17 protein-coding genes are annotated in these 19887 nt (G+C 73.2%); 11 read left to right on the top strand and 6 right to left on the bottom strand.

Annotation, left to right across the window (positions count from 1 at the left end):
* Positions 1-142: 142 nt before the first annotated feature.
* The 5 genes from AC07AZ_RS37610 to AC07AZ_RS37590 all read right to left on the bottom strand — a co-directional run bounded on the left by AC07AZ_RS37610 (position 143) and on the right by AC07AZ_RS37590 (position 5481).
* On the bottom strand, positions 143-919 hold the full coding sequence (locus tag AC07AZ_RS37610; RefSeq protein WP_478855258.1) for an SDR family NAD(P)-dependent oxidoreductase: 777 nt from the start codon (positions 917-919) through the stop codon (positions 143-145).
* Between the two features lie 71 nt (positions 920-990).
* Positions 991-2547 carry a sigma-70 family RNA polymerase sigma factor gene (locus AC07AZ_RS37605; protein WP_478855257.1) on the bottom strand — a complete coding sequence of 519 codons (1557 nt, stop codon included), beginning with the start codon at positions 2545-2547 and terminating at the stop codon, positions 991-993.
* A gap of 229 nt (positions 2548-2776) precedes the next feature.
* A complete protein-coding gene (locus AC07AZ_RS37600) occupies positions 2777-3034 on the bottom strand; it encodes a hypothetical protein (RefSeq protein WP_478855256.1) in 258 nt (85 codons plus the stop codon).
* A gap of 83 nt (positions 3035-3117) precedes the next feature.
* Positions 3118-5244, bottom strand: a complete 2127-nt coding sequence (gene malQ, locus AC07AZ_RS37595; protein ID WP_478855255.1) for a 4-alpha-glucanotransferase — start codon at positions 5242-5244, stop codon at positions 3118-3120.
* Positions 5245-5481 carry a hypothetical protein gene (locus AC07AZ_RS37590; RefSeq protein ID WP_478855254.1) on the bottom strand — a complete coding sequence of 79 codons (237 nt, stop codon included), beginning with the start codon at positions 5479-5481 and terminating at the stop codon, positions 5245-5247. It lies immediately after the preceding gene.
* 319 nt (positions 5482-5800) lie between these two features.
* Here AC07AZ_RS37590 and AC07AZ_RS37585 point away from each other — a divergent pair, with 319 nt between their 5' ends.
* From AC07AZ_RS37585 to AC07AZ_RS37575, 3 genes are read left to right on the top strand one after another with little or no spacing between them, the layout of a single operon-like run.
* Positions 5801-6334 carry a PadR family transcriptional regulator gene (locus AC07AZ_RS37585; protein ID WP_478855253.1) on the top strand — a complete coding sequence of 178 codons (534 nt, stop codon included), beginning with the start codon at positions 5801-5803 and terminating at the stop codon, positions 6332-6334.
* Positions 6331-7026 (top strand): ABC transporter ATP-binding protein, encoded by a 696-nt coding sequence (locus AC07AZ_RS37580; protein ID WP_478855252.1) that lies wholly within the window; start codon positions 6331-6333, stop codon positions 7024-7026. Before AC07AZ_RS37585 ends, AC07AZ_RS37580 begins: the two co-directional genes overlap by 4 nt.
* On the top strand, positions 7023-8402 hold the full coding sequence (locus AC07AZ_RS37575; protein ID WP_478855251.1) for an FtsX-like permease family protein: 1380 nt from the start codon (positions 7023-7025) through the stop codon (positions 8400-8402). Before AC07AZ_RS37580 ends, AC07AZ_RS37575 begins: the two co-directional genes overlap by 4 nt.
* A gap of 553 nt (positions 8403-8955) precedes the next feature.
* Here AC07AZ_RS37575 and AC07AZ_RS37570 read toward each other — a convergent pair.
* Positions 8956-9492 (bottom strand): HNH endonuclease, encoded by a 537-nt coding sequence (locus tag AC07AZ_RS37570; RefSeq protein ID WP_478855250.1) that lies wholly within the window; start codon positions 9490-9492, stop codon positions 8956-8958.
* A 282-nt stretch (positions 9493-9774) separates the two neighbouring features.
* On the opposite strand from AC07AZ_RS37570, the gene AC07AZ_RS37565 reads away from it, so the two are divergent.
* The 8 genes from AC07AZ_RS37565 to AC07AZ_RS37530 all read left to right on the top strand — a co-directional run bounded on the left by AC07AZ_RS37565 (position 9775) and on the right by AC07AZ_RS37530 (position 19630).
* The gene (locus AC07AZ_RS37565; protein ID WP_478855249.1) at positions 9775-10878 is read left to right on the top strand and encodes a mechanosensitive ion channel family protein; all 1104 of its coding nucleotides are present in this window, start codon (positions 9775-9777) and stop codon (positions 10876-10878) included.
* Positions 10879-11115: 237 nt separating this feature from the next.
* Entirely contained in the window at positions 11116-12327 is a 1212-nt protein-coding gene (locus AC07AZ_RS37560) for an ROK family transcriptional regulator (protein ID WP_478855248.1), read from the top strand.
* 104 nt (positions 12328-12431) lie between these two features.
* The gene (locus tag AC07AZ_RS37555; protein ID WP_478855247.1) at positions 12432-13769 is read left to right on the top strand and encodes an ABC transporter substrate-binding protein; all 1338 of its coding nucleotides are present in this window, start codon (positions 12432-12434) and stop codon (positions 13767-13769) included.
* A gap of 8 nt (positions 13770-13777) precedes the next feature.
* Positions 13778-14719 carry a carbohydrate ABC transporter permease gene (locus tag AC07AZ_RS37550; protein WP_478855246.1) on the top strand — a complete coding sequence of 314 codons (942 nt, stop codon included), beginning with the start codon at positions 13778-13780 and terminating at the stop codon, positions 14717-14719.
* Positions 14719-15612, top strand: a complete 894-nt coding sequence (locus tag AC07AZ_RS37545) for a carbohydrate ABC transporter permease (protein WP_478855245.1) — start codon at positions 14719-14721, stop codon at positions 15610-15612. Before AC07AZ_RS37550 ends, AC07AZ_RS37545 begins: the two co-directional genes overlap by 1 nt.
* A 4-nt stretch (positions 15613-15616) precedes the next feature.
* Complete coding sequence (locus AC07AZ_RS37540) at positions 15617-16882, top strand: 6-phospho-beta-glucosidase (RefSeq protein WP_478855244.1); 1266 nt, start codon at positions 15617-15619, stop codon at positions 16880-16882.
* Positions 16873-17841 (top strand): N-acetylglucosamine kinase, encoded by a 969-nt coding sequence (locus tag AC07AZ_RS37535; protein ID WP_478855243.1) that lies wholly within the window; start codon positions 16873-16875, stop codon positions 17839-17841. Before AC07AZ_RS37540 ends, AC07AZ_RS37535 begins: the two co-directional genes overlap by 10 nt.
* A gap of 403 nt (positions 17842-18244) precedes the next feature.
* Positions 18245-19630 carry a hypothetical protein gene (locus tag AC07AZ_RS37530; RefSeq protein ID WP_478855259.1) on the top strand — a complete coding sequence of 462 codons (1386 nt, stop codon included), beginning with the start codon at positions 18245-18247 and terminating at the stop codon, positions 19628-19630.
* The last annotated feature ends 257 nt before the right edge of the window (positions 19631-19887 follow it).

Here is a 19887-nt window from a genome sequence, read left to right as displayed (position 1 = left end):
CTCGGGGGCCTGTTCGGGTGTCGGGCGGGCGTGGAAGGCGCGGGGGAGGGACGGGTGGTCGGCCGGCGGGGAGGGGGGGCCGCGGGGGGGGCGGCCGCCCCCCCCCCCCCCCCCCCCCACACCCGGCGGCCCCTACGGCGGCTCAGCCGGGGAACATCCCGCCGGTGACGTTGACGAACGTGCCGGTGATGCCGCCGGCGTGGTCGGAGGCGAGGAAGGTGGCGGTGGCCGCGATCTCGGCGAGCGTCGGGTTGCGGCGGGTCATCCGCATGCCGGCGAGGTTGGCGAGCAGCCCCTGGAGGGCGGCGTCGTCGAGGGACAGGCCGGCGTTGACGGCGCTCAGCTTCTCCCGGGTGAGCGTCTCGGGCACGCCGGCCGCCCACAGTCCCACCGCCCGCACTCCGCGCGGGCCGAGTTCGATGGCCAGGTTGCGCACGAGGGTGTCGGTGGCGGCGTCCGCGGCGCCGGTGCCGCCCATCATCGGACTGCCGTGCGCGGAACCGCTGTTGAGGGTGAGGATCACCCCGGAGCCGCGCTCGGCCATCCGGCGGGCGGCGGCCCGGGCGGTGATGAAGTTGGCGCGGGTGCCGTTGACGACCGGCCGCAGGAAGTCGTCGACGGCCAGGTCGGTGAGCGGCACGCCCTGCACGTCGCCGCGGGTGACCAGGTTGAAGGAGATGTCGACGGCGTCCACCGACGCGAGGTGCGCCTCGACGGCCTTCTCGTCGAGTGCGTCGACCTCGGCCACGTGGGCGACGCCGCCCGCCGTCTCGATGTCCTCGGCCACCGCCTCCAGCGTCCCCGCGGTACGTCCCGCGAGGTGCACCCGGGCGCCCTCGCGGGCGAAGGCACGGGCGACGGCCCCGCCGATGGAGCCGCCGGCGCCGTAGACGATCGCGGTCCTGTCGGTGAGCAGCATGGTGATCTCCCTGCGAGCGTGTGTCGTTCGAGTCGGTCATGAAGACGTACGACACGCCCGTCACTCATCGGTCACAGCCGCAGGGGCAGTCCGAACGCCGGGAAGAGGTGCGGCTCGAAGGAGGTGATCTCCGCGATCCGGTCGCCCTCGAAGCGGAGCACGTCCAGGACCTGGGCGCGGTACACGGTCGTACCCGGGCGCCGTACGTAACCGCCCGCCGCGAGCTGTCCGTTGGCGCGGGCGGGCAGGTGGCGCCAGTGGCCGAGGAACATCGGGGACGCCGGGTCGAGAGACATCCTCAGGAAGTCGGTGAGCGCGTCGCGGCCCACGAACCAGAAGGGGTTCGGCGGCATGGTCAGGGTGACGTCCTCGGTGAGCAGGGCGGCCACCTCCGTGAGGTCCAGGCGTTCGGCGGCGGCCATGTACCGCCTGAGGACGGCCCGTTCCCGTTCGGTGGGCTCGGCGGCCGTCCAGTCGGCGCGGTCGCGGGGCAGGTGGTCGCGCAGGGTGGGCCGGGCGCGCTGGAGGGCGCTGTTGACGGAGGCGACGGTCAGGTTCAGGGCCTCGGCGCTGTCCGCGGCGCTCAGCCCGAGGGCGTCCCGCAGGACCAGCACGGCCCGCTGGCGGGGCGGCAGATGCTGGATCGCGGCCAGGAAGACCAGCTCCAGCGTCTCCCGGGAGACGGCGGTGGCCTCCGGCTGGCCCTCTGCCGAGGGCAGTTCGTCGTCGGGGTAGGGCTGGAGCCAGGTGACCCGGGCGGGCGGCGCTCCCTCGCCGTGGTTCATGCCGGGCAGGGGCTCGTACCGCCGGGGCCGGCGGGCGGTGCGGCGCTGGAAGTCGAGACAGGCGTTGGTGGCGATGCGGTACAGCCAGGTCCGCACACCGGCCCGCCCCTGGAAGGTGTCCCGGGACCGCCAGGCCCGAAGGAACGTCTCCTGCACCAGGTCCTCGGAGTCGTCGTAGGAGCCGGTCATCCGGTAGCAGTGCACCCGGATCTCGCGGCGGTGGGACTCGACGAGCGCGGCGAAGTCGCTCTCACCGGGGACGGCGGCCCGCGTAGGGGGGACGGGCAGGGATTCCGGGGCGGAGGCGGTGGCGGTCGCGGTCGCGGTCGCGGTCGGAGACTCCGGGGCGGCGACGGGCTCCGTTACGGCGACGGATTGCGTCACGGCGGTGGATTCCGGCGCGGCGACGGGTTCCGGCGCGGCGACGGGTTCCGGCGCGGCGACGGGTTCCGGCGCGGCGACGAGTTCCGGCACGCCGGTGGATTGCGTCACGCCGGTGGATTGCGTCACGGCGGTGGGTGTGACGCTGTCGTCGGCGTTCCCGGCGGCGGGCCGGTCCCTGGTGGTGTCGCGGGCCAGGCGGGCGATGCGGCGCAGCCGGGTCACCGAGGACGACAGGTCCGTCACCCCGGAGTAGAAGACCGAGGGCGGCTGCGGCACCAGTTCCCGCACCTGCCGCCCGATGTCGTCGATCAGCCCCGCGACACTCACCCCGGCGGGGGCCTGCCGCTCCCGGTACGCCCGCTGCCGGCAGGCGGCCGAGCAGTAGACGGAGCTTCGCCCCGTCCGGCCCGCGCGCGCCGCGAGCGGCTTGCCACAGCTGCGACAGACGTCTTCGGCCACGGGTACCTCCGGGAGTTGCGTCACGCGGGGACGGGGTGACGCTACAAGGCGGGCGCCCGCCGCACATCCCACCGGGCGCCGGACATCCCGCCCGCCTCCCCGGGAACGCGTCGAGGGCGCCGACCACGTCCCCGCACGGCCGTCGGCGCGTACGCGGGGCAGGGTCGGCGCCCTCGACGGAGCGCGCGGCCGGACCGGAGCCCGGCCCCTTCCGGGGTCTTCGCCCGGGTCAGGCCTTCGCCTTGGCCCTCTCCTTGGGCTGACGGTCCGTGGACTTGTCCAGGACCATCACCAGGCCCGCGATGATCCCGAACAGGGCGAGCGGGGCCAGCACGTAGAGGCCCAGCGTCTCGATGACGCTGAGGCCCTTGCCGGGGTCGTCGCCGTCGTCGCGGGTCAGCGCGAGCGCGGGGGACGTCATGAGCAGCATCATCAGCGTCGTACCGGCAGCCAGGGCGCCGGCGCGCAGGGCGTTCTTCTTGTCCACAGGGCCAACGTAGCGAACGGCCGCGCGGGGCGCGCGTCCGGGGGGTGGCGTACGGGGACGGCGGGACGGCCCCGCGGCCCCGGTCACGGGCCCGTCCGCGGCGCCGGCTCCCGCAGGACGTCCATCAGCGCGCGCAGCCTGGGTGAGGCCGCCAGCTCCTCCAGGGTCACCGGCCGGCCCTCCGCGTCGGCGATCGGCAGGCGCCAGTTCGGGTACTGGTCCCACGTCCCCGGCAGGTTCTGCGGACGCCGGTCGCCGACCGTGTCCGGCAGCCAGACGCCGACCATGCGGGCGGGGGTGCTCAGCAGGAAGCGGTGGACCGCCTGCACCTGTGCCTCCTCCGAGGAGGCGTCCGCGTCGCCGGTGCCCCGCAGCAGCCCCAGCCGGGTCAGCACGTCCAGCCACTCGTTGGTGTCGGCCGCCGCCTCCGCCCGCTCCTCTGCCAGCGGGCGGGTCAACAGGCCCAGACGGTCGCGGAGTTCGACGTGCTCGCCGGTGAGACGGGCCGCGGTGGACGGCAGGTCGTGGGTGGTGGCGGTGGCCAGGCAGTCGGAGCGCCAGCGGTCGGGCGCCAGCGGACGGCCGTCGCCCTCCCAGTCGCGTTCGAACCACAGCACCGAGGTGCCGAGCACCCCGCGCTCGCGCAGCGTCTCGCGCACCCCGGGCTCCACCGTGCCCAGGTCCTCGCCGATCACCAGTGCCCCGGCGCGCGAGGCCTCCAGCACCAGGACGGCGAGCATGGCCTCGGCGTCGTAGCGGACGTAGGTGCCCTCGGTGGGCGGCAGACCCTGGGGAACCCACCAGAGGCGGAACAGGCCCATGACGTGGTCGATGCGCAGGGCGCCCGCGAAGCGGAAGAGGGCGCGCAGCAGCCGCCGGAACGGCGCGTAGCCCGAGGCGGCCAGCCGGTCCGGGCGCCAGGGCGGCAGGCCCCAGTCCTGGCCCCGCGCGTTGAAGGCGTCCGGTGGGGCGCCCACCGACATCCCGGCGGCGAAGTACTCCTGCTGTGCCCAGGCGTCGGCGCCCTGCGGATGCACGCCGACCGCGAGGTCGTGCACGATCCCGACCGGCATCCCGGCCTCGCGCGCGGCACGCTGGGTGGCGGTGAGCTGCGCGTCGGTGAGCCAGGCCAGCCGCGACCAGAAGTCGACCCGGTCCAGCAGTTCCGTCCGGGCACGCAGCGTCTCGGCCGAGCGGGGGTCGCGCAGCCCGGCGGGCCATCGGTGCCAGTCCGGGCCGTGCACCTCGGCGAGCGCGCACCAGGTGGCGTGGTCCTCCAGGGCCTGGCCCTCGCGGGCGAGGAAGTCGGCGTAGGCGGCGCTGCGGCCGGGCCCGAGGGGCACCTCGCGGATCAGCTCCAGCGCCTCCCGCTTGAGCTGCCACACGGCGTCCCGGTCGATCAGCGCGCCCTTGTCCAGCACCGACTCCCGCAGCCGGCCGGCCCGCTCCAGCAGGGCGCGCACCCGGTCGGCCGCACCGCCGGCGCCGTCCGGGCCGGCGGCTTCGGCCGCGACGTGCGCGAACTCGGGGATGTCCTCGATCCGCAGGTGCACCGGGTCGGGGAAGCGGCGTGAGGAGGGGCGGTAGGGGGACGGATCGGTGGGGGTGCCGAGCACGGCCGCGTGCAGGGGGTTGACCTGCACGAATCCAGCTCCGAGGGCACGGCCGGCCCAGCTGGCCAACTCGCCGAGGTCCCCGAGGTCGCCCATGCCCCAGGAGCGGCGCGAGAGGAGGGAGTAGAGCTGGACGAGCACGCCGTAGGAGCGTCCGGCGGGCGCGGGCAGCCGGGCCGGGGCGACGACGAGGTGGGCCTCGGCGGTGCGGCCGTCGGGTGCGAGCGCGGTCAGCCGGTGGACGCCGGGCGGGAGGTCCTCGACCTCGGCGCGGGTCTCGCCCTGCTCGGTCTCGACGCGCAGCCGGGTGCCCTCGGGCAGCGCGTCGAGCGCGCCGGGGGCGGCACCGGTCCAGCACACCACCGTCGGCGGGAGCAGCCGGGCCTCCAGTTCGGCCTCGCGGGCGGCGAGGGCGGCCCGGGTGGCCTCGGGGGTGCCGGTGTCGACGCCGAGGGCGGCGAGGGCATGGGCGACCGCGGTGGCCGAGGCGGCGACGGCGCGGCCCGGGGAGGGACTGTAGGAGGTGGCGACGCCGTGCAGCCCGGCGAGCCGGGACAGGTCCTCGCTGGGGGGTACGGCCGGCCCGGGTGCGGTCATCTACAGCTCCGGGTGGTCGAGATCCGGGTGGGCGGCGGGCTCGCTGGTCAGCGCGGAGGCCTCGGACAGCGGCGGCTCGCTGGTGAGCGGCTCGGCGTCGGGCAGCGGAGGCTCGCTGGTGAGCGGGGCCTCGGCGCGCTCGCCCTCCGCGCCGAGGCCGCACACGGGCGCCCCGGGTTCGGCGGGCGTCTCCGGTTTGGAGAGGGCCGAGAGCAGAAGGTGTGCCGATGCGGCCACGGGGGCCTCCTTGTCGGGTACGACGGCGGTCACCGCAGCTCTACCCAGCGGACGCGGCAGCAGACGTGCGGATCACAACAACGTGCGTCTGGTCACATTCTGCACCTTTGCCCCATCCTTCCCGGGCCGCCCCCAACCCTCCCCGGGCTTCCCCCGACCTTCCCGGGCCACCCCTGGCCTCCCGGGCCGCCCCCAACCCTCCCGGGCCACCCCCGACCTTCCCGGGCTTCCCCGGCCTACCCGCTCCCTCCGGCCGGCCGGGCGACTGCCACGCTCCAACTATTCACTCAGTACATGTATCCAGTGCATAATGATCGCCATGAGCACCCGCCACATCCTGCTGGGGCTGCTCGCCTCGGGGCCGAGCCATGGCTACGACCTCAAGCGACGCCACGACGAACGCTTCCCGCAGGCCCGCCCGCTGGCCTACGGGCAGGTCTACACGACCCTCCAGCGGCTGGTCCGCGACGGCCTCGCCGAGATCGACGGCACCGACGCCGACGGCGGACCCGAGCGGACGAGGTACCGCTCCACGGACGAGGGGAGCCGCGAACTGGCCCACTGGGCCGGGGAGATCGCCCCGCCCGCGCCCTTCGTCACCAACGAGATCTTCGCCAAGGTCGTCGTCTCGATCCTCACCGGAGGCGACCCGGACGCCTATCTCAGAGCCCAACGCACCGCCCACATGGAGCGGATGCGCCAGCTCACGGCCCTCAAGACCACCACCGGCACGGACCTCTCGACCGTCCTCTCGGCGGACTACGCCCTCAACCACCTCGACGCCGACCTCCGTTGGATGACCACGACGGCGGCCCGGCTCACCACCCTGACCGCGGAGGTCGACACAGCATGAGCAACGGGGAGAACGCGGCACCGCTGCTGGCCGCCCACGGTCTCGTCAAGACGCACGGCAGGACCGAGGCCCTGCGCGGCGCCTCGGTCGAGCTGCACGCGGGCGAGATCCTCACCGTCACCGGGCCGAGCGGCAGCGGGAAGTCCACACTGCTGCACTGTCTGGCGGGCATCGTCCGCCCCGACGCGGGCTCGGTGACGTACGGCGCTCTGCGGCTGGACCGGCAGCCCGAGGACCGGCTGAGCGAGCTGCGCCGCACCGACTTCGGCGTGGTCTTCCAGTTCGGCCAGCTGATTCCGGAACTGACCGTCCTGGACAACGTGGCACTGCCACTGATGCTCGCGGGCACCTCGCGGGCCGAGGCCCACGTCCGGGCCGGTGAGTGGCTGGAACGGTTCGGGGTGCGCGGACAGGCCGGGGTGCGGCCCGGGGAGCTGAGCGGCGGCCAGGCACAGCGGGCCTCGCTGGCCCGGGCCCTGGTCACCCGCCCGAAAGTGGTCTTCGCCGACGAGCCGACCGGGGCGCTGGACTCCCTGGCGAGCGAACAGGTGATGACGGCGCTGGTGCACACGGCCCGCGAGACCGGCGCCGCCGTGCTGCTGATCACGCACGACGCCCAGGTGGCCGCGTACGCGGACCGCGAGGTGCGTCTCACCGACGGCACCGTGACCCCGCTGGAGGTGACCGCGTGACGAGCGTCCGCTCCGATCTGCGCCTGGCCTGGCAGCTCACCCGCGGCTCCGACCGCGGCGAGTGGTGGCGCGTCTCGCTCACCGCGGCGGGCGCGGCGCTCGCGACCGTGTTCGCACTGGCCGCCGTGATCCTGGCCTCCCTCCGCGGCTTCCACTCCCTGCCCTTCGGCGGCGGGCTGCTGAACGGGCCCGGCCAGCGCTCGGGGGCGATCGTCGTCCTGCTGCTCCTGCTGGTCCCGGTGCTCGGCTTCCTGGGCCAGTGCGCGCGGATCGGCGCGGCCCACCGCGACCGCCGGCTGGCCGCGCTGCGGCTCGCCGGGGCGACACCCGCACAGGTGCGGCGGATCGCCGCGCTGGAGACCGGTCCGGCCTGCCTGCTCGGCTCGGCGCTCGCCACCGTCGTCGCGGTGGTCTGCGTGCTCGGCCTGTGGGACCACCCGCCCGGCCTCACCTGGGCCGGGATCGCGGCCGTCGCCCTCGGCGTACCCGTGCTGGGCGCCACGGTGGGCGTGCCGGCGCTGCGCCGGGTCGTGGCCTCGCCGCTGGGCGCGGTACGACGGGTGCGGCCGGACTCCGGGCGCGGGCCGGGGCTGCTGTTCGCGGGGGCGGTCCTGCTCGTGGCGGTGGTCGCGTCGGCCGCGGTGACCAGCACGTCCGCCGGTACGGCGAGTACGCGGGGGTACGTACGGGCGCCGCTGATGGCGGCCGGGCTGCTGTCGGCGGCCGGTGCGGGCGCGGTCCTGCTCGCCGGGGCCACGGCCGGGCTCATCGGCCGGCTGCTGTCCCGGCGGGCGCGGACCGCTGCGACGCTGATCGCGGCGGAACGACTGCGCGACGACCCGTGGGCGGCGGCCCGCACCCACGCCGCCGTCCTGATGGTGACGGTGAGCGGAACGGGCTTCGTGGGCGTCCGGCGGACACTCCTCGCCCAGCTCCACGGCATGGACCGCGCGGGGCGCCCCGTGGGGAACATGTCCTTCTACACCACGGGGCTGAACCTGACGGGCGCCGCGATCCTCCTCGCTCTGGCGATCACCCTCTCCGGTCTCGCCACCGGCACCGCCGAGTCACTGGCCGGGCGCCGCCGGGGCCTGGCCGCGCAGAGCGCCGCCGGTGTGCCGCACGGGGTGCTGGTCCGGGCACTGCTCCTGGAGACGGCGCTGCCGCTCGCGCCGGCGGTCCTGGTGGCGGGCGCCGGCGGCATGACGATCGGCGTCTGGTACGCGTCGATCTCCACCGAGTACACCGACCCGGCCGTGCCGTACGCGGCACTGCTGGTCCCGCTCGCGGTGTACGCGGCCTGCCCGGCGACCACGGCGACGTCCCTGCCCCTGCTGCGCCGAGCGGTACGTCCGGGGGAACTGCGGCAGGCGTAGAGCGGGGACAGGGGCGGAGGCGGGTTCCAGGTCCGCGACCCACCACCGACCGCACTGACCCGGGGCACGGGGGACCTCCGGGGCAGGGCACCCATCGGGGCGGGCACGGGGCGGGCGGGCGCCTGTGCGCGACAACGCCGGTGCGGGGCGGGCGCCGGAGGGGCGGGCACGTATGCGAGGCGTCCACCGGCGCGAGGCGGCACCCGTCCAAGGCGTCCACCGACGCGAGGCAGGCACCGGCGCGCGTGCAAGGCACGTCCACCAACGCGAGGCGGGGCGGTGCGGTGCGGTGCGGTGCGGTGCGGTGCGGGGCGGCAAGGCGCCGTACCCAGTGCGCACCGCGCCACGGCGGCCGGACAACGCGTCACCGCGCCGGCCGCGCACCGCCCCACCGCACGCCCCCGCGCCGCACCGCACACCGGCGCCCCACCGCACGCCCCCGCGCCCCACCGCACACCGATGCCCTACCGCGGACCGATGCCCCACCGCGCGCCGCCCCACCGCACCTCACCACCCCCACCCCGCGGAGCCACGCGTGCGAAAGCCCGGTATCTCAGGCGGAGATGCCGTCGATCCGGGCCAGGGCGTCGTCCGCGCCGAACGGCTGCAGGTACGGCATCCAGCGGGGGTCCCGGTGGCCCGTGCCGATGATGCGCCAGGCCAGGCCGTTGGGCGGGGCGGGTTTGTGGCGCAGCCGCCAGCCGATCTCGACGAGATGGCGGTCGGCCTTCACGTGGTTGCAGCGGCGGCAGGACGCCACCACGTTGTCCCAGACGTGCTTGCCCCCGCGGCTGCGCGGGATGACGTGGTCGACGCTGGTTGCGACGCCACCGCAGTACATGCACCGGCCCCCGTCACGCGCGAAGAGCGCCCGGCGGGTCAGAGGAACGGGCCCCCGATAGGGAACCCGGACGAATCGCTTGAGCCGGACCACGCTGGGTGCGGGGACTGTGACGGTGGCGCTGTGCATGAAGGCGCCGGAGTCCTCGAGGGAGACCGCCTTGTTCTCCAGGACGAGGACGAGCGCGCGACGGAGCGGTACGACGCCGAGGGGCTCGTACGACGCGTTGAGGACCAGGACATGCGGCACGGATGGCCTCCTTGTACGCCGGCGGCGCGTGGCTCGCGCCGGGACGATCCGTAGTCAGTCTCCCCTCTTGCCTGGTGGGCGCGCCACCATGTCCCGGTAACGGGCCGGGAGTGTTTTCGACCACATGGTTCTACATGCCCAGGTGAGCGCGGTCTCTCCCCCGGACATCGCACCGATCCACCCACGATGCACCGTTAGTGTGGTGGGTCTGCCGCCCGGTGACCTTTTCGTGACCTAGACCATTCGCCGGGTGCGGAAGCGCAGCACCTGGAGGTACCTGCCGTGTCCTTGTCCGCCGTCCTGCTCGCCGCCGGCTCGTCGCCGACGCCGACCCCGTCCGAGTCGACGACCCCGGCCGTCCCCTCGCTCCAGGACGCCCAGGAGAGTGCGACCAACGCCGCCAGCTGGGTCGAGCAGAACTGGTCCACGTGGCTCGCCATCGGGCTCAGGGTCCTGCTGATCCTGGTGATCGCGGGCGTGCTGAGAGTGATGGTGCGGCGCGCGATCACCAAGCTCATCGACCGCATGACCCGGACCGTGCAGGCCGTCGACGGCACGGCGCTGGGCGGCCTGCTGGTCAACGCGGAGCGCCGGCGCCAGCGCTCGCAGGCCATAGGGTCGGTCCTGCGCTCGATGGCGAGTTTCCTGATCCTCGGCACGGCCGCGCTGATGATCCTCGGCACGTTCCAGATCAACCTCGCCCCGCTGCTGGCCTCGGCCGGTGTGGCGGGTGTCGCGATCGGTTTCGGCGCCCGCAACCTGGTGACGGACTTCCTCTCCGGCGTCTTCATGATCCTTGAGGACCAGTACGGCGTGGGCGACTCGATCGACGCGGGCGTCGCCTCCGGCGAGGTCATCGAGGTCGGCCTGCGGGTGACCAAGCTGCGCGGCGAGAACGGCGAGATCTGGTACGTCCGCAACGGTGAGGTCAAGCGGATCGGCAACCTCTCCCAGGGCTGGGCGACGGCGGGCGTCGACGTGACCGTGAAGGCGTCCGAGAACCTGGACCGGGTCAAGGCCACGCTCGACGAGATCGCCGAGAAGATGAGCAAGGAGGAGCCCTGGAACGAGCTCCTGTGGGGGCCGATCGAGGTCCTGGGCCTGGACAGCGTGCTGCTGGACTCGATGGTCGTCCACGTCACCGCCAAGACGATGCCGGGCAAGTCCGTGACCGTCGCCCGCGAACTGCGCTGGCGCGTCAAGCGGGCCTTCGACGCGGCCGACATCCGCATCGTCGGCGGCGCGACAGCCCAGCCCGAGGAGGGGGAGGCCGCCGCGGACACGGCAGCCGCGGCCGTGGCGGCCCCGTCGGTGTACTCCAACGCCGACTCCCCGCAGTCGGCGGCGGCCTCCCCGATCGTGGCGCCGCGCCCGGCGGCGAAGTAGGACGCGACCGGGGCCGGTGACCGGCCTCCGCGAGTAACGTGCGGCCCCCGCAGGTAACGACTCTGTTGCCTCGGGGGCTGTCCCTATTGACTGGTTATTCCCCCTGGGCTTACGTTCCTGCCACCCGATAGGAAACTTTCCTAACAGTGATCTTCGAACGGTCCCTCCGTGATCACCCGTGGACGAACCCACCAGGTCGCTGAGAAGCTGTACGGCCGAGAGGCAGGTGTCGACCCCATGGCAGGAACCGCCGGTACGCCGGGCACCCCGCGCGTCCTGCGCGCCATGAACGACCGGGCCGCACTGGACCTCCTGCTGGCGCACGGGCCGCTGTCCCGCACCCGGATCGGCAAGCTCACCGGCCTCTCCAAGCCGACCGCCTCGCAGCTGCTGGCCCGTCTGGAGTCGGCGGGGCTGGTCCTGGCCACCGGCACCACGGAGGGCCGGCCGGGCCCCAACGCCCAGCTCTACGAGGTCAACCCGGCGGCCGCGTACGCCGCCGGACTGGACGTCACCCCCGAACGCATCCTCGCCGCCGTGGCCGACATCACCGGCCGCACGGTCGGCCGGTACGAACTGCCCACCCCCGGCAGGCGCACCGGCACCCCCGTCGTCCAGCAGGTCACCGACGCCCTCGACGGCGCGGTGAAGGCGGCCGGGCTGGCCCGGGACGACGTGCACCGGCTCGTCATCGGCACCCCCGGCGCCTTCGACCCCAACACCGGCCGCCTGCGCTACGCCTCCCACCTCCCCGGCTGGCACACCCCGGCGCTGCTCGACGACCTCGCCGCCACCCTGCCGATGCCGGTGGAGTACGAGAACGACGTCAACCTCGTCGCCGTCGCGGAGCAGCGGCTCGGCGCCGCCCGCGGGCACGGCGACTTCGTCCTGCTGTGGAACGAGGGGGGCCTCGGCGCCGCCCTGGTCCTCGGCGGACGGCTGCACCGGGGCTGGACCGGCGGCGCCGGCGAGGTCGGCTTCCTGCCGGTGCCGGGTACCCCGCTGGTCCGGCAGGTCACCAAGGCCAACAGCGGTGGCTACCAGGAACTGGCCGGTTCCCAGGCGATCCCCAAGCTGGCCCGCCGGATGGGGGTCCAGGAGATCCCGTCGGGCCCCTACGCCGAGGTCGCGGCCGCGCTCGTGGCCCGCGCGGCGGAGGCCGACGACGGTCCCGACCGCCGGCTGCTCGAGACGTACGCGACCCATCTCGCGACCGGTCTCGCCTCCCTCGTGTCCGTCCTCGACCCCGAACTCGTCGTCCTCAGCGGCACCTCACTGACCGCGGGCGGCGAGACGCTGCGCGCGCTGGTGCAGGCCGAACTGGAGGAGCTGGCCGCCTCCCGGCCCCGGCTCGTCGTGGGCGACGTCCGTGAACATCCCGTGGTGCGCGGCGCGCTGGAGAGCGCGCTGGCCACCACCCGCGACGAGGTCTTCGACACCTCGCGCTGAGTCCGCCCGCAGCCCACCGTCCTTCACCGTCAGGTCCCGGCCCCGCACGCCGACCACCCTCTCCGTCCCGCCCCTGCCCCGCCCTGCCCTAGGGAGACCTCGTCATGCCCGGAACATCCCGCAAAGTGGCCGTCGCACTGGCCGCCTCCGCCTCCTTGGCCCTTCTCGCCACCGCCTGTACCGGCCAGTCGGACTCCGGCGCGAGCGACGACGCGTCGAAGGAGACGACCATCAACTTCTGGCACGCCTGGAGCGCGCCGGGTGAGGTGAAGGGCGTCAAGGACCTGGTCGCCGGCTTCGAGAAGGCGCACCCCAACATCCATGTGAACGTCGTCGGCAACATGACCGACGACAAGATCAACCAGGCGCTGCGTACCGGCGGCGAGAAGGCGCCCGACGTGATCTCGTCCTTCACCACCAACAACGTCGGCAAGTTCTGCTCCTCGGGCGCCCTGGTCGACCTCAACCCGTTCTTCAAGAAGGCCGGGATGGACCCGGAGACGACCTTCCCGAAGGCGATGAACGAGTACACCCAGTTCGACGGCAACCGCTGCAGCGCGCCGCTGCTCGGCGACGCGTACGGGCTCTACTACAACAAGACGGCCTTCGCGAAGGCCGGGATCAAGAGCCCGCCGAAGACCTGGTCGGAGTTCGAGACGGACGCCAGGAAGCTGACGATCCCCCAGGGCGACAGCTACAAGCAGCTCGGCTTCATGCCCGACTACCACGGCTGGGAGTCGACGACCGAGCACTACCTCGGCCAGTTCTCCCCGACGTACTTCGACCGGAGCGGCAAGTCGAACGTGGCGAAGGACCCGGCCTTCGCGGCCGGATTCACCCTGCAGAAGAAGCTCGTCGACGAACTCGGCGGCTTCAAGAAGCTGGAGACCTACCGCTCCAGGCTCGGCGACGAGTGGGGACCCAAGCACCCCTTCCACACCGGTCAGGTCGCGATGCAGCTGGACGGCGAGTGGCGGCTGGGCATGGCCGTGGACGCCAAGCCGGACTTCGAGATCGGCGTCGCCCCGCTGCCCGTGCCCGACGACCAGGCCGACCAGTACGGCAAGGGCTACATCACCGGCACCATCACCGGCATCGCCGCCACCAGCAAGAAGCAGAACGCGGCCTGGGAGCTGGTGAAGTACATGACCACCGACACGGACGCGGTGGTGAACTTCTCCAACGCCATCCACAACGTGCCCTCCACGCTGGCGGCCCTGAAGTCCCCGAAGCTGAAGTACGACCCGCGCTTCAAGACGTTCCTGGACATCGCCGCGAACCCGGACTCCACCACCTCCCCCGCCTCCATCAACGGCGGCGTGTACCTGGTGACGATCCAGAACTTCGGCTACGACTACGAGAGCGGCAAGGTCAGCGACCTGAAGGCGGGCCTGGAGAAGACCGCCGCGCAGATCGACACGGACATCGCGCAGGCGAAGTAGCGACGACGATGAGCACCATCACCCTGGCGTCGAAGCGCCGCAGGTCGGCGCTTCGCACACTCGCCTTCATGTCGCCCTGGCTGGTCGGCTTCACGGTCTTCTTCGCCTATCCGCTGCTGTCGACCGTCTACTTCTCGTTCATGCACTACGACGGCTTCAGGCCGCCGACGTTCAGCGGCACGAAGAACTGGACGTACGTCTTCGAGCACTACCCGCTCTTCTGGCCCGCCCTGCGCAACACCCTGTGGCTGGTCCTCGTCACGGTCACCCTCCGGGTGGTCTTCGGACTGGGTGTGGGGCTGCTGATCACGAAGATCAGGACGGCCACGGGTGTCTTCCGCACCCTCTTCTACCTGCCCTACCTGGCGCCGCCGGTGGCGGCCACCATGGCCTTCGCCTTCCTCCTCAACCCCGGTACCGGCCCGGTCAACTCGATCCTGGAGAAGATCGGCGTGCCGGCCCCGGGCTGGTTCAACGACCCCGCCTGGTCCAAGCCGGCGCTCACCCTGCTCGCGCTGTGGGGCATCGGCGACCTGATGGTCATCTTCATGGCCGCGCTCCTCGACGTACCGACGGAGCAGTACGAGGCGGCGGAGCTGGACGGCGCGTCGGCCTGGCAGCGCTTCCGGTACGTCACGCTCCCCAACATCTCCCCCATCGTGATGTTCGCCGTCGTGACGGGCGTGATCCAGGCGATGCAGTACTACACACAGCCCCTGATCGCCGGGAAGGTCGCCTCGGGCGTGATCCAGGGCGCGGGCACCCAGTTCGAGCCCGGCTACCCGGACAAGTCCACCCTCACCCTCCCCCAACTCGTCTACAACCTCGGCTTCCAGCGCTTCGACTACGGCTCCGCCTGTGTGGTGGCCCTGGTGCTGTTCGTCCTGTCGATGGCGTTCACCGCGTTCCTCATGCGGCGCCGTGGCGGTCTCATCCAGGCAGGTGACTGATGACTCACGTACTCGACAAGCCGGTGGAGTTGACCACCCCCGTCTCTCCCGCCGAGCGCACCGCCCGCCGCCGGGCCGTGCTGGAGTGGATCGCGGTCCACTCGCTGGGCCTGGCCGCCGCGCTGTTCTTCACGCTGCCGTTCGTGTTCGTGCTGCTGACCTCGCTGATGAGCGACAGCCAGGCACTCAGCCGCGACCTGATCCCGCACACCTGGGAGTGGGGCAACTACCGGAAGGTCTTCGACACCCCGGGCTTCCTCACCTGGTGGAGGAACACGCTGGTCTACGCGGGTCTCGGCACCGTCCTCACCGTCGTGTCGTCGATCCCGGTGGCATACGCGCTCGCGAAGTTCCGCTTCCGCGGGCGGAACCTGTCGCTGATGCTGGTGATCTCGATGATGATGCTGCCGCCGCAGGTGGTCATCATCCCGATGTACCTGTTCTGGGCCAAGCAGCTGGACCTGTCGGGCACGCTGTGGCCGCTGATCATCCCGATGGCCTTCGGTGACGCGTTCTCCATCTTCCTGCTGCGCCAGTTCCTGATGACCATCCCGAACGAGTACCTGGACGCGGCGAAGGTGGACGGCTGCGGCGACCTGCGCACCCTGCTGAGGATCGTCCTGCCGATGGCGCGGCCGGGCATCGCCGCGGTCGCCCTCTTCCAGTTCTTCTACGCCTGGAACGACTACTTCGGCCCGCAGATCTACGCCTCCGAGAACACGGCGGCCTGGACGCTGAGTTACGGCCTGGAGTCCTTCAAGGGCGCGCACCACACCGACTGGAACCTCACCATGGCCGCCACCGTGCTGGTCATGGCCCCCGTGATCCTCGTGTTCTTCTTCGCCCAGAAGGCGTTCGTCGAGGGTGTCACGCTCACCGGAGTAAAGGGTTAGCTGCATGAAACTCACCGTGGTCGGCGGAGGCTCGACCTACACACCCGAACTCATCGACGGCTTCGCGCGGCTCAGGGACACCCTGCCCATCGAGGAACTCGTCCTCGTCGACCCGGCCGCCGAACGCCTGGAACTGGTGGGCGGACTGGCCCGCCGTATCTTCGCCCGGCAGGGCCACCCCGGCAGGATCGTCACGACCGACGACCTGGACGCGGGCGTCGACGGGGCCGACGCGGTGCTCCTCCAGCTCCGCGTCGGCGGCCAGGCCGCCCGCGAGCAGGACGAGACCTGGCCGCTGGAGTGCGGCTGCGTCGGACAGGAGACGACCGGCGCGGGCGGCCTGGCCAAGGCGCTGCGCACCGTCCCGGTCGTCCTCGACATCGCCGACCGGGTCCGCCGGGCCAACCCGGACGCCTGGATCATCGACTTCACCAACCCGGTCGGCATCGTCACCCGCGCCCTGCTCCAGGCCGGCCACAAGGCGGTCGGGCTGTGCAACGTGGCGATCGGCTTCCAGCGCAGGTTCGCCGGGCTGCTCGGCGTGACCCCCGCCGACATCCACCTCGACCACGTGGGCCTCAACCACCTCACCTGGGAGACCGGCGTACGGCTCGGCGGCCCCGAGGGCGAGGACGCGCTGCCCCAGCTGCTGGCCCAGCACGGCGAGGCGATCGCCGCCGACCTGCGGCTGCCCGGCTCGCTCCTGGACCGCCTCGGCGTGGTCCCGTCGTACTACCTGCGCTACTACTACGCGCACGACGAGGTCGTCGGGGAACTGCGCACCAAGCCGTCCCGCGCCGCGGAAGTGGCGGAGATGGAACGGCAGTTGCTGAAGATGTACGGCGATCCGGCGCTCGACGAGAAGCCGGCGCTGCTCGCGAAGCGGGGCGGCGCCTACTACTCGGAGGCGGCCGTCGACCTCGCCGCCGGGCTGCTCGGGGGCGGCGGCAGCCCCTACCAGGTGGTGAACACCTACAACCGGGGCACGCTGCCGTTCCTGCCCGACGACGCGGTGATCGAGGTGCAGGCGGCGGTGGGCCCCAAGGGCACCACCCCGCTGCCCGTGTCACCCGTCGACCCGCTGTTCGCGGGCCTGACGGCGAACGTGACGGCCTACGAGGACCTGGCCCTGGAGGCGGCCCTGCGCGGCGGCCGGGACCGGGTGTTCCGGGCGCTTCTCGCCCATCCCCTCGTCGGGCAGCACGCCTACGCGGACGCCCTCACCGACCAGCTGATCGCACACAACCGGGAGCACCTCGCGTGGGCATGACCGCACGTGTCCTCGCCGTCGACGCCGGCAACAGCAAGACCGACGTGGCGGTGGTGGCGGCCGACGGGACCGTCCTCGCCACGGCCCGCGGCGGCGGCTTCCGGCCGCCCGCGGTGGGCGTCGAGGAGGCGGTGGACACCCTCGCCGAGGCCGTGTCGCGGGCCTTCGCGGCAGCCGGGACCGACGCGGCCGACCATGTGTCGGCCTGTCTCGCCAACGCCGACTTCCCGGTGGAGGAGGAGCGGCTGGCGGCGGCGCTGGAGGCGCGCGGCTGGGGCGCGAGCGTCGAGGTGCGCAACGACACGTTCGCGATCCTGCGGGCGGGCATCACCGAGCCGCGGGGCGTGGCCGTCGTGTGCGGCGCGGGCATCAACTGCGTCGGCATGCTTCCCGACGGGCGCACCGCGCGCTTCCCCGCGCTCGGCCGGATGTCCGGCGACTGGGGCGGCGGCTGGGGCCTGGCGGAGGAGGCGCTGTGGCACGCGGCCCGCGCGGAGGACGGCCGTGGCGGCCCGACCGCTCTGGCCCGCACCCTGCCCGCCCACTTCGGCCTCGGCTCCATGCACGCCCTCGTGGAGGCGCTGCACCTGGAGCACGTCGAGCACGACCGCCGGCACGAGCTGACGCCCGTGCTGTTCGCCACGGCCGCCGGCGGGGACCTGGTCGCCCGCGCGGTCGTCGACCGTCTGGCCGACGAGGTGGTGGCGATGGCCACGGTGGCCCTGAGCCGCCTGGGGCTGCTGGAGGAGGAGACACCGGTCCTGCTGGGCGGCGGCGTCCTGGCCGCCCGTCATCCGCAACTGGAGGACGGTATCAGGGAGTTGCTGGCCGTCAGGGCACCGAAGGCGGTGCCCCGGGTGGTGACCGCGCCGCCGGTGCTGGGAGCGGTACTGCTGGGTCTTGACCGGGTGGCGGCGGGAGCGGAGGTGCACGAGCGGGCGCGCGCGCACCTCGGGTAGCGCGTGCACCTCGGGTAGCGCGTGCACCTCGGGTAGCGCGCGCACCTCGGGTAGCGCGCACTTCCGGGGGGCGTGAGCTTCGGGTGGGCGCACTTCGGGGGGCGCGTGAAATTGGGGTGGCGCGCACTTCGGGGGGGCGCGCGCTCGCCCGCGCCCCCGGCCGGCGCCGGGAACCGAACCGCTTCCACCGGCGTATTCATGGAGAGGGGGGTGGCGCGAGGCGCGGCTTCGTGCCGGAATACCGTCAAGCACACTGCGATCCCATCAAGATCCAGTGAAGGCCGGTGCGAATGTCGGTGCCGGCGGTGATACTTGCGGCGACGGATGACCATGGGGGAGGTCAACAGTGACACACCCGACGAAGAGCAGCGCGGCGCCACCACCGGCCCAGGGCGCGCCCACGATGCCGGCGATCCCGCCGCGGCCGGGCGGCCCCGACCGGTCCCCCGCCGTGTCGCCGGCCGCCGCGCCCGCCCGCCGTACCGCCTTCGCCGAGGGTGTCGACCGGCTCCGCGCGGGCGCGGGCACCGAGCCCGGCCGGCTGCGCGTCATCGGGGCCGTGGTCGCCCTGCTCGTCGTCGCGTTCGGCGCCGTCACCGCCTGGCAGACGACCGAGCGGGCGGCCGCCGCCGACGACGTGCTGCACAAGAGCCAGCCCCTCAGCTCGGCCGCGGCCGCCATCTACCGTTCCCTCGCCGACGCCAACACGACCGCCTCCAGCGGCTTCCTCGCCGGCGGCCAGGAGTCGGCCGCCACACAGAACACCTACGAGCAGGACATCGACGCCGCCGCCTCGGGCCTGGTCCAGGCCGCCGCCAACTCCGACCCCGGCTCCCCGGCGGCGGACACCATCGCCCGGCTGAACGAACTGCTGCCCCAGTACAAGGGTCTGGTCGAGCGGGCCCGGACGTACAACCGCCAGGGCTTCCCGGTCGGCGGCGCCTATCTGCGCTACGCCAACGAGAAGATGCAGAAGGAGATGCTGCCGAAGGCGCAGGATCTCTACACCAAGGAGAACCAGCGGCTGAGCGACGACTACGGCGACGCGACGCCCTACCCGTGGGCCGCCATCGGCCTCGGCGTGCTGGCGCTGGCCGCGCTGGCGTGGGCCCAGCACCGCAACTACCGGCGCACGAACCGGGTGCTGAACCACGGTCTGGTCGCCGCGACCGCCGGCACCACGGTGGTCCTGCTGTGGCTGGTCGTCGGCCACACCGTCGCGCGGGCCGGACTGCAGGACTCCTACGACCACGGCATCCGCTCGCTCAACGTGCTCCAGGACGCCCGCATCGCCTCCCTGAAGGCGCGCGGCAACGAGAACCTGACGCTGGTGGCCCGCGGCGCCGAGACGGTCAAGGTGAACGGCAGGATCCTCGACGCCTACGACGTCGGCTTCGACAAGGACATCGACACCCTCGGCAAGGGCCTCGCCGTGGCCGCGAGACTCGCCGACGACCCGTCCGGGCAGCAGCCCGTCACGACGGCCGAGAGCAACATGACGGAGTGGAAGAAGCGTCACGCCTCGGCCCGCGAGCAGGACGACAACGGCAACTACGAGCAGGCGCTGGAGCTGGTGATCGGCGCCAGGGGTGCCACCGGCGAGTGCTTCGCGAGCATCGACGCCAACCTCGACGCGGCGCTGAAGCACGAGCGGACCGAGTTCAAGCAGGCGGCCGGCGACGGCCTGGACGCGATGACCGGACTGCCGGCGGGCGCCGCCGTCCTCGCCCTCCTGGGCGCGGCGGGCGCCCTGCTGGGCATCGGGCGCAGGCTGTCGGAGTACCGGTGAAGGGGGGCATGAGGATGCGCGTGCGACGCTTGCGGGCCAGTCTGCGGGGCTGGGGCGGGGTGGGTGCGATGGCGGTCGTGTGCGCCCTCGCGGTGACCTTCGCCCTGCTGCTGCCGCTGACCCAGCCGCACGGCGACGGCAGCACGGGCACCGCGGGCCCGGGGGGGGGGGGGGGGGGGGGGGGGGGGGGGAGGGGGGGGGGGGGGGGGGGGGGGGGGGAGGGGAGGGAGTAGAAGGGCAGGATGGGCTAGTCGCGC

The sequence above is a fragment of the Streptomyces sp. NPDC043878 genome, assembly GCF_056435735.1.
This window is presented reverse-complemented; position numbering and strand designations above follow the sequence as displayed.

Bases quoted from the DNA above. Each gene is read 5' to 3' on its own strand.
- AC07AZ_RS37610 (WP_478855258.1), bottom strand. From the start codon at position 919: ATGCTGCTCACCGACAGGACCGCGATCGTCTACGGCGCCGGCGGCTCC.
- malQ (WP_478855255.1), bottom strand. From the start codon at position 5,244: ATGACCGCACCCGGGCCGGCCGTACCCCCCAGCGAGGACCTGTCCCGG.
- AC07AZ_RS37585 (WP_478855253.1), top strand. From the start codon at position 5,801: ATGAGCACCCGCCACATCCTGCTGGGGCTGCTCGCCTCGGGGCCGAGC.
- AC07AZ_RS37580 (WP_478855252.1), top strand. From the start codon at position 6,331: ATGAGCAACGGGGAGAACGCGGCACCGCTGCTGGCCGCCCACGGTCTC.
- AC07AZ_RS37560 (WP_478855248.1), top strand. From the start codon at position 11,116: ATGGCAGGAACCGCCGGTACGCCGGGCACCCCGCGCGTCCTGCGCGCC.
- AC07AZ_RS37555 (WP_478855247.1), top strand. From the start codon at position 12,432: ATGCCCGGAACATCCCGCAAAGTGGCCGTCGCACTGGCCGCCTCCGCC.
- AC07AZ_RS37550 (WP_478855246.1), top strand. From the start codon at position 13,778: ATGAGCACCATCACCCTGGCGTCGAAGCGCCGCAGGTCGGCGCTTCGC.
- AC07AZ_RS37545 (WP_478855245.1), top strand. From the start codon at position 14,719: ATGACTCACGTACTCGACAAGCCGGTGGAGTTGACCACCCCCGTCTCT.
- AC07AZ_RS37540 (WP_478855244.1), top strand. From the start codon at position 15,617: ATGAAACTCACCGTGGTCGGCGGAGGCTCGACCTACACACCCGAACTC.
- AC07AZ_RS37530 (WP_478855259.1), top strand. From the start codon at position 18,245: ATGCCGGCGATCCCGCCGCGGCCGGGCGGCCCCGACCGGTCCCCCGCC.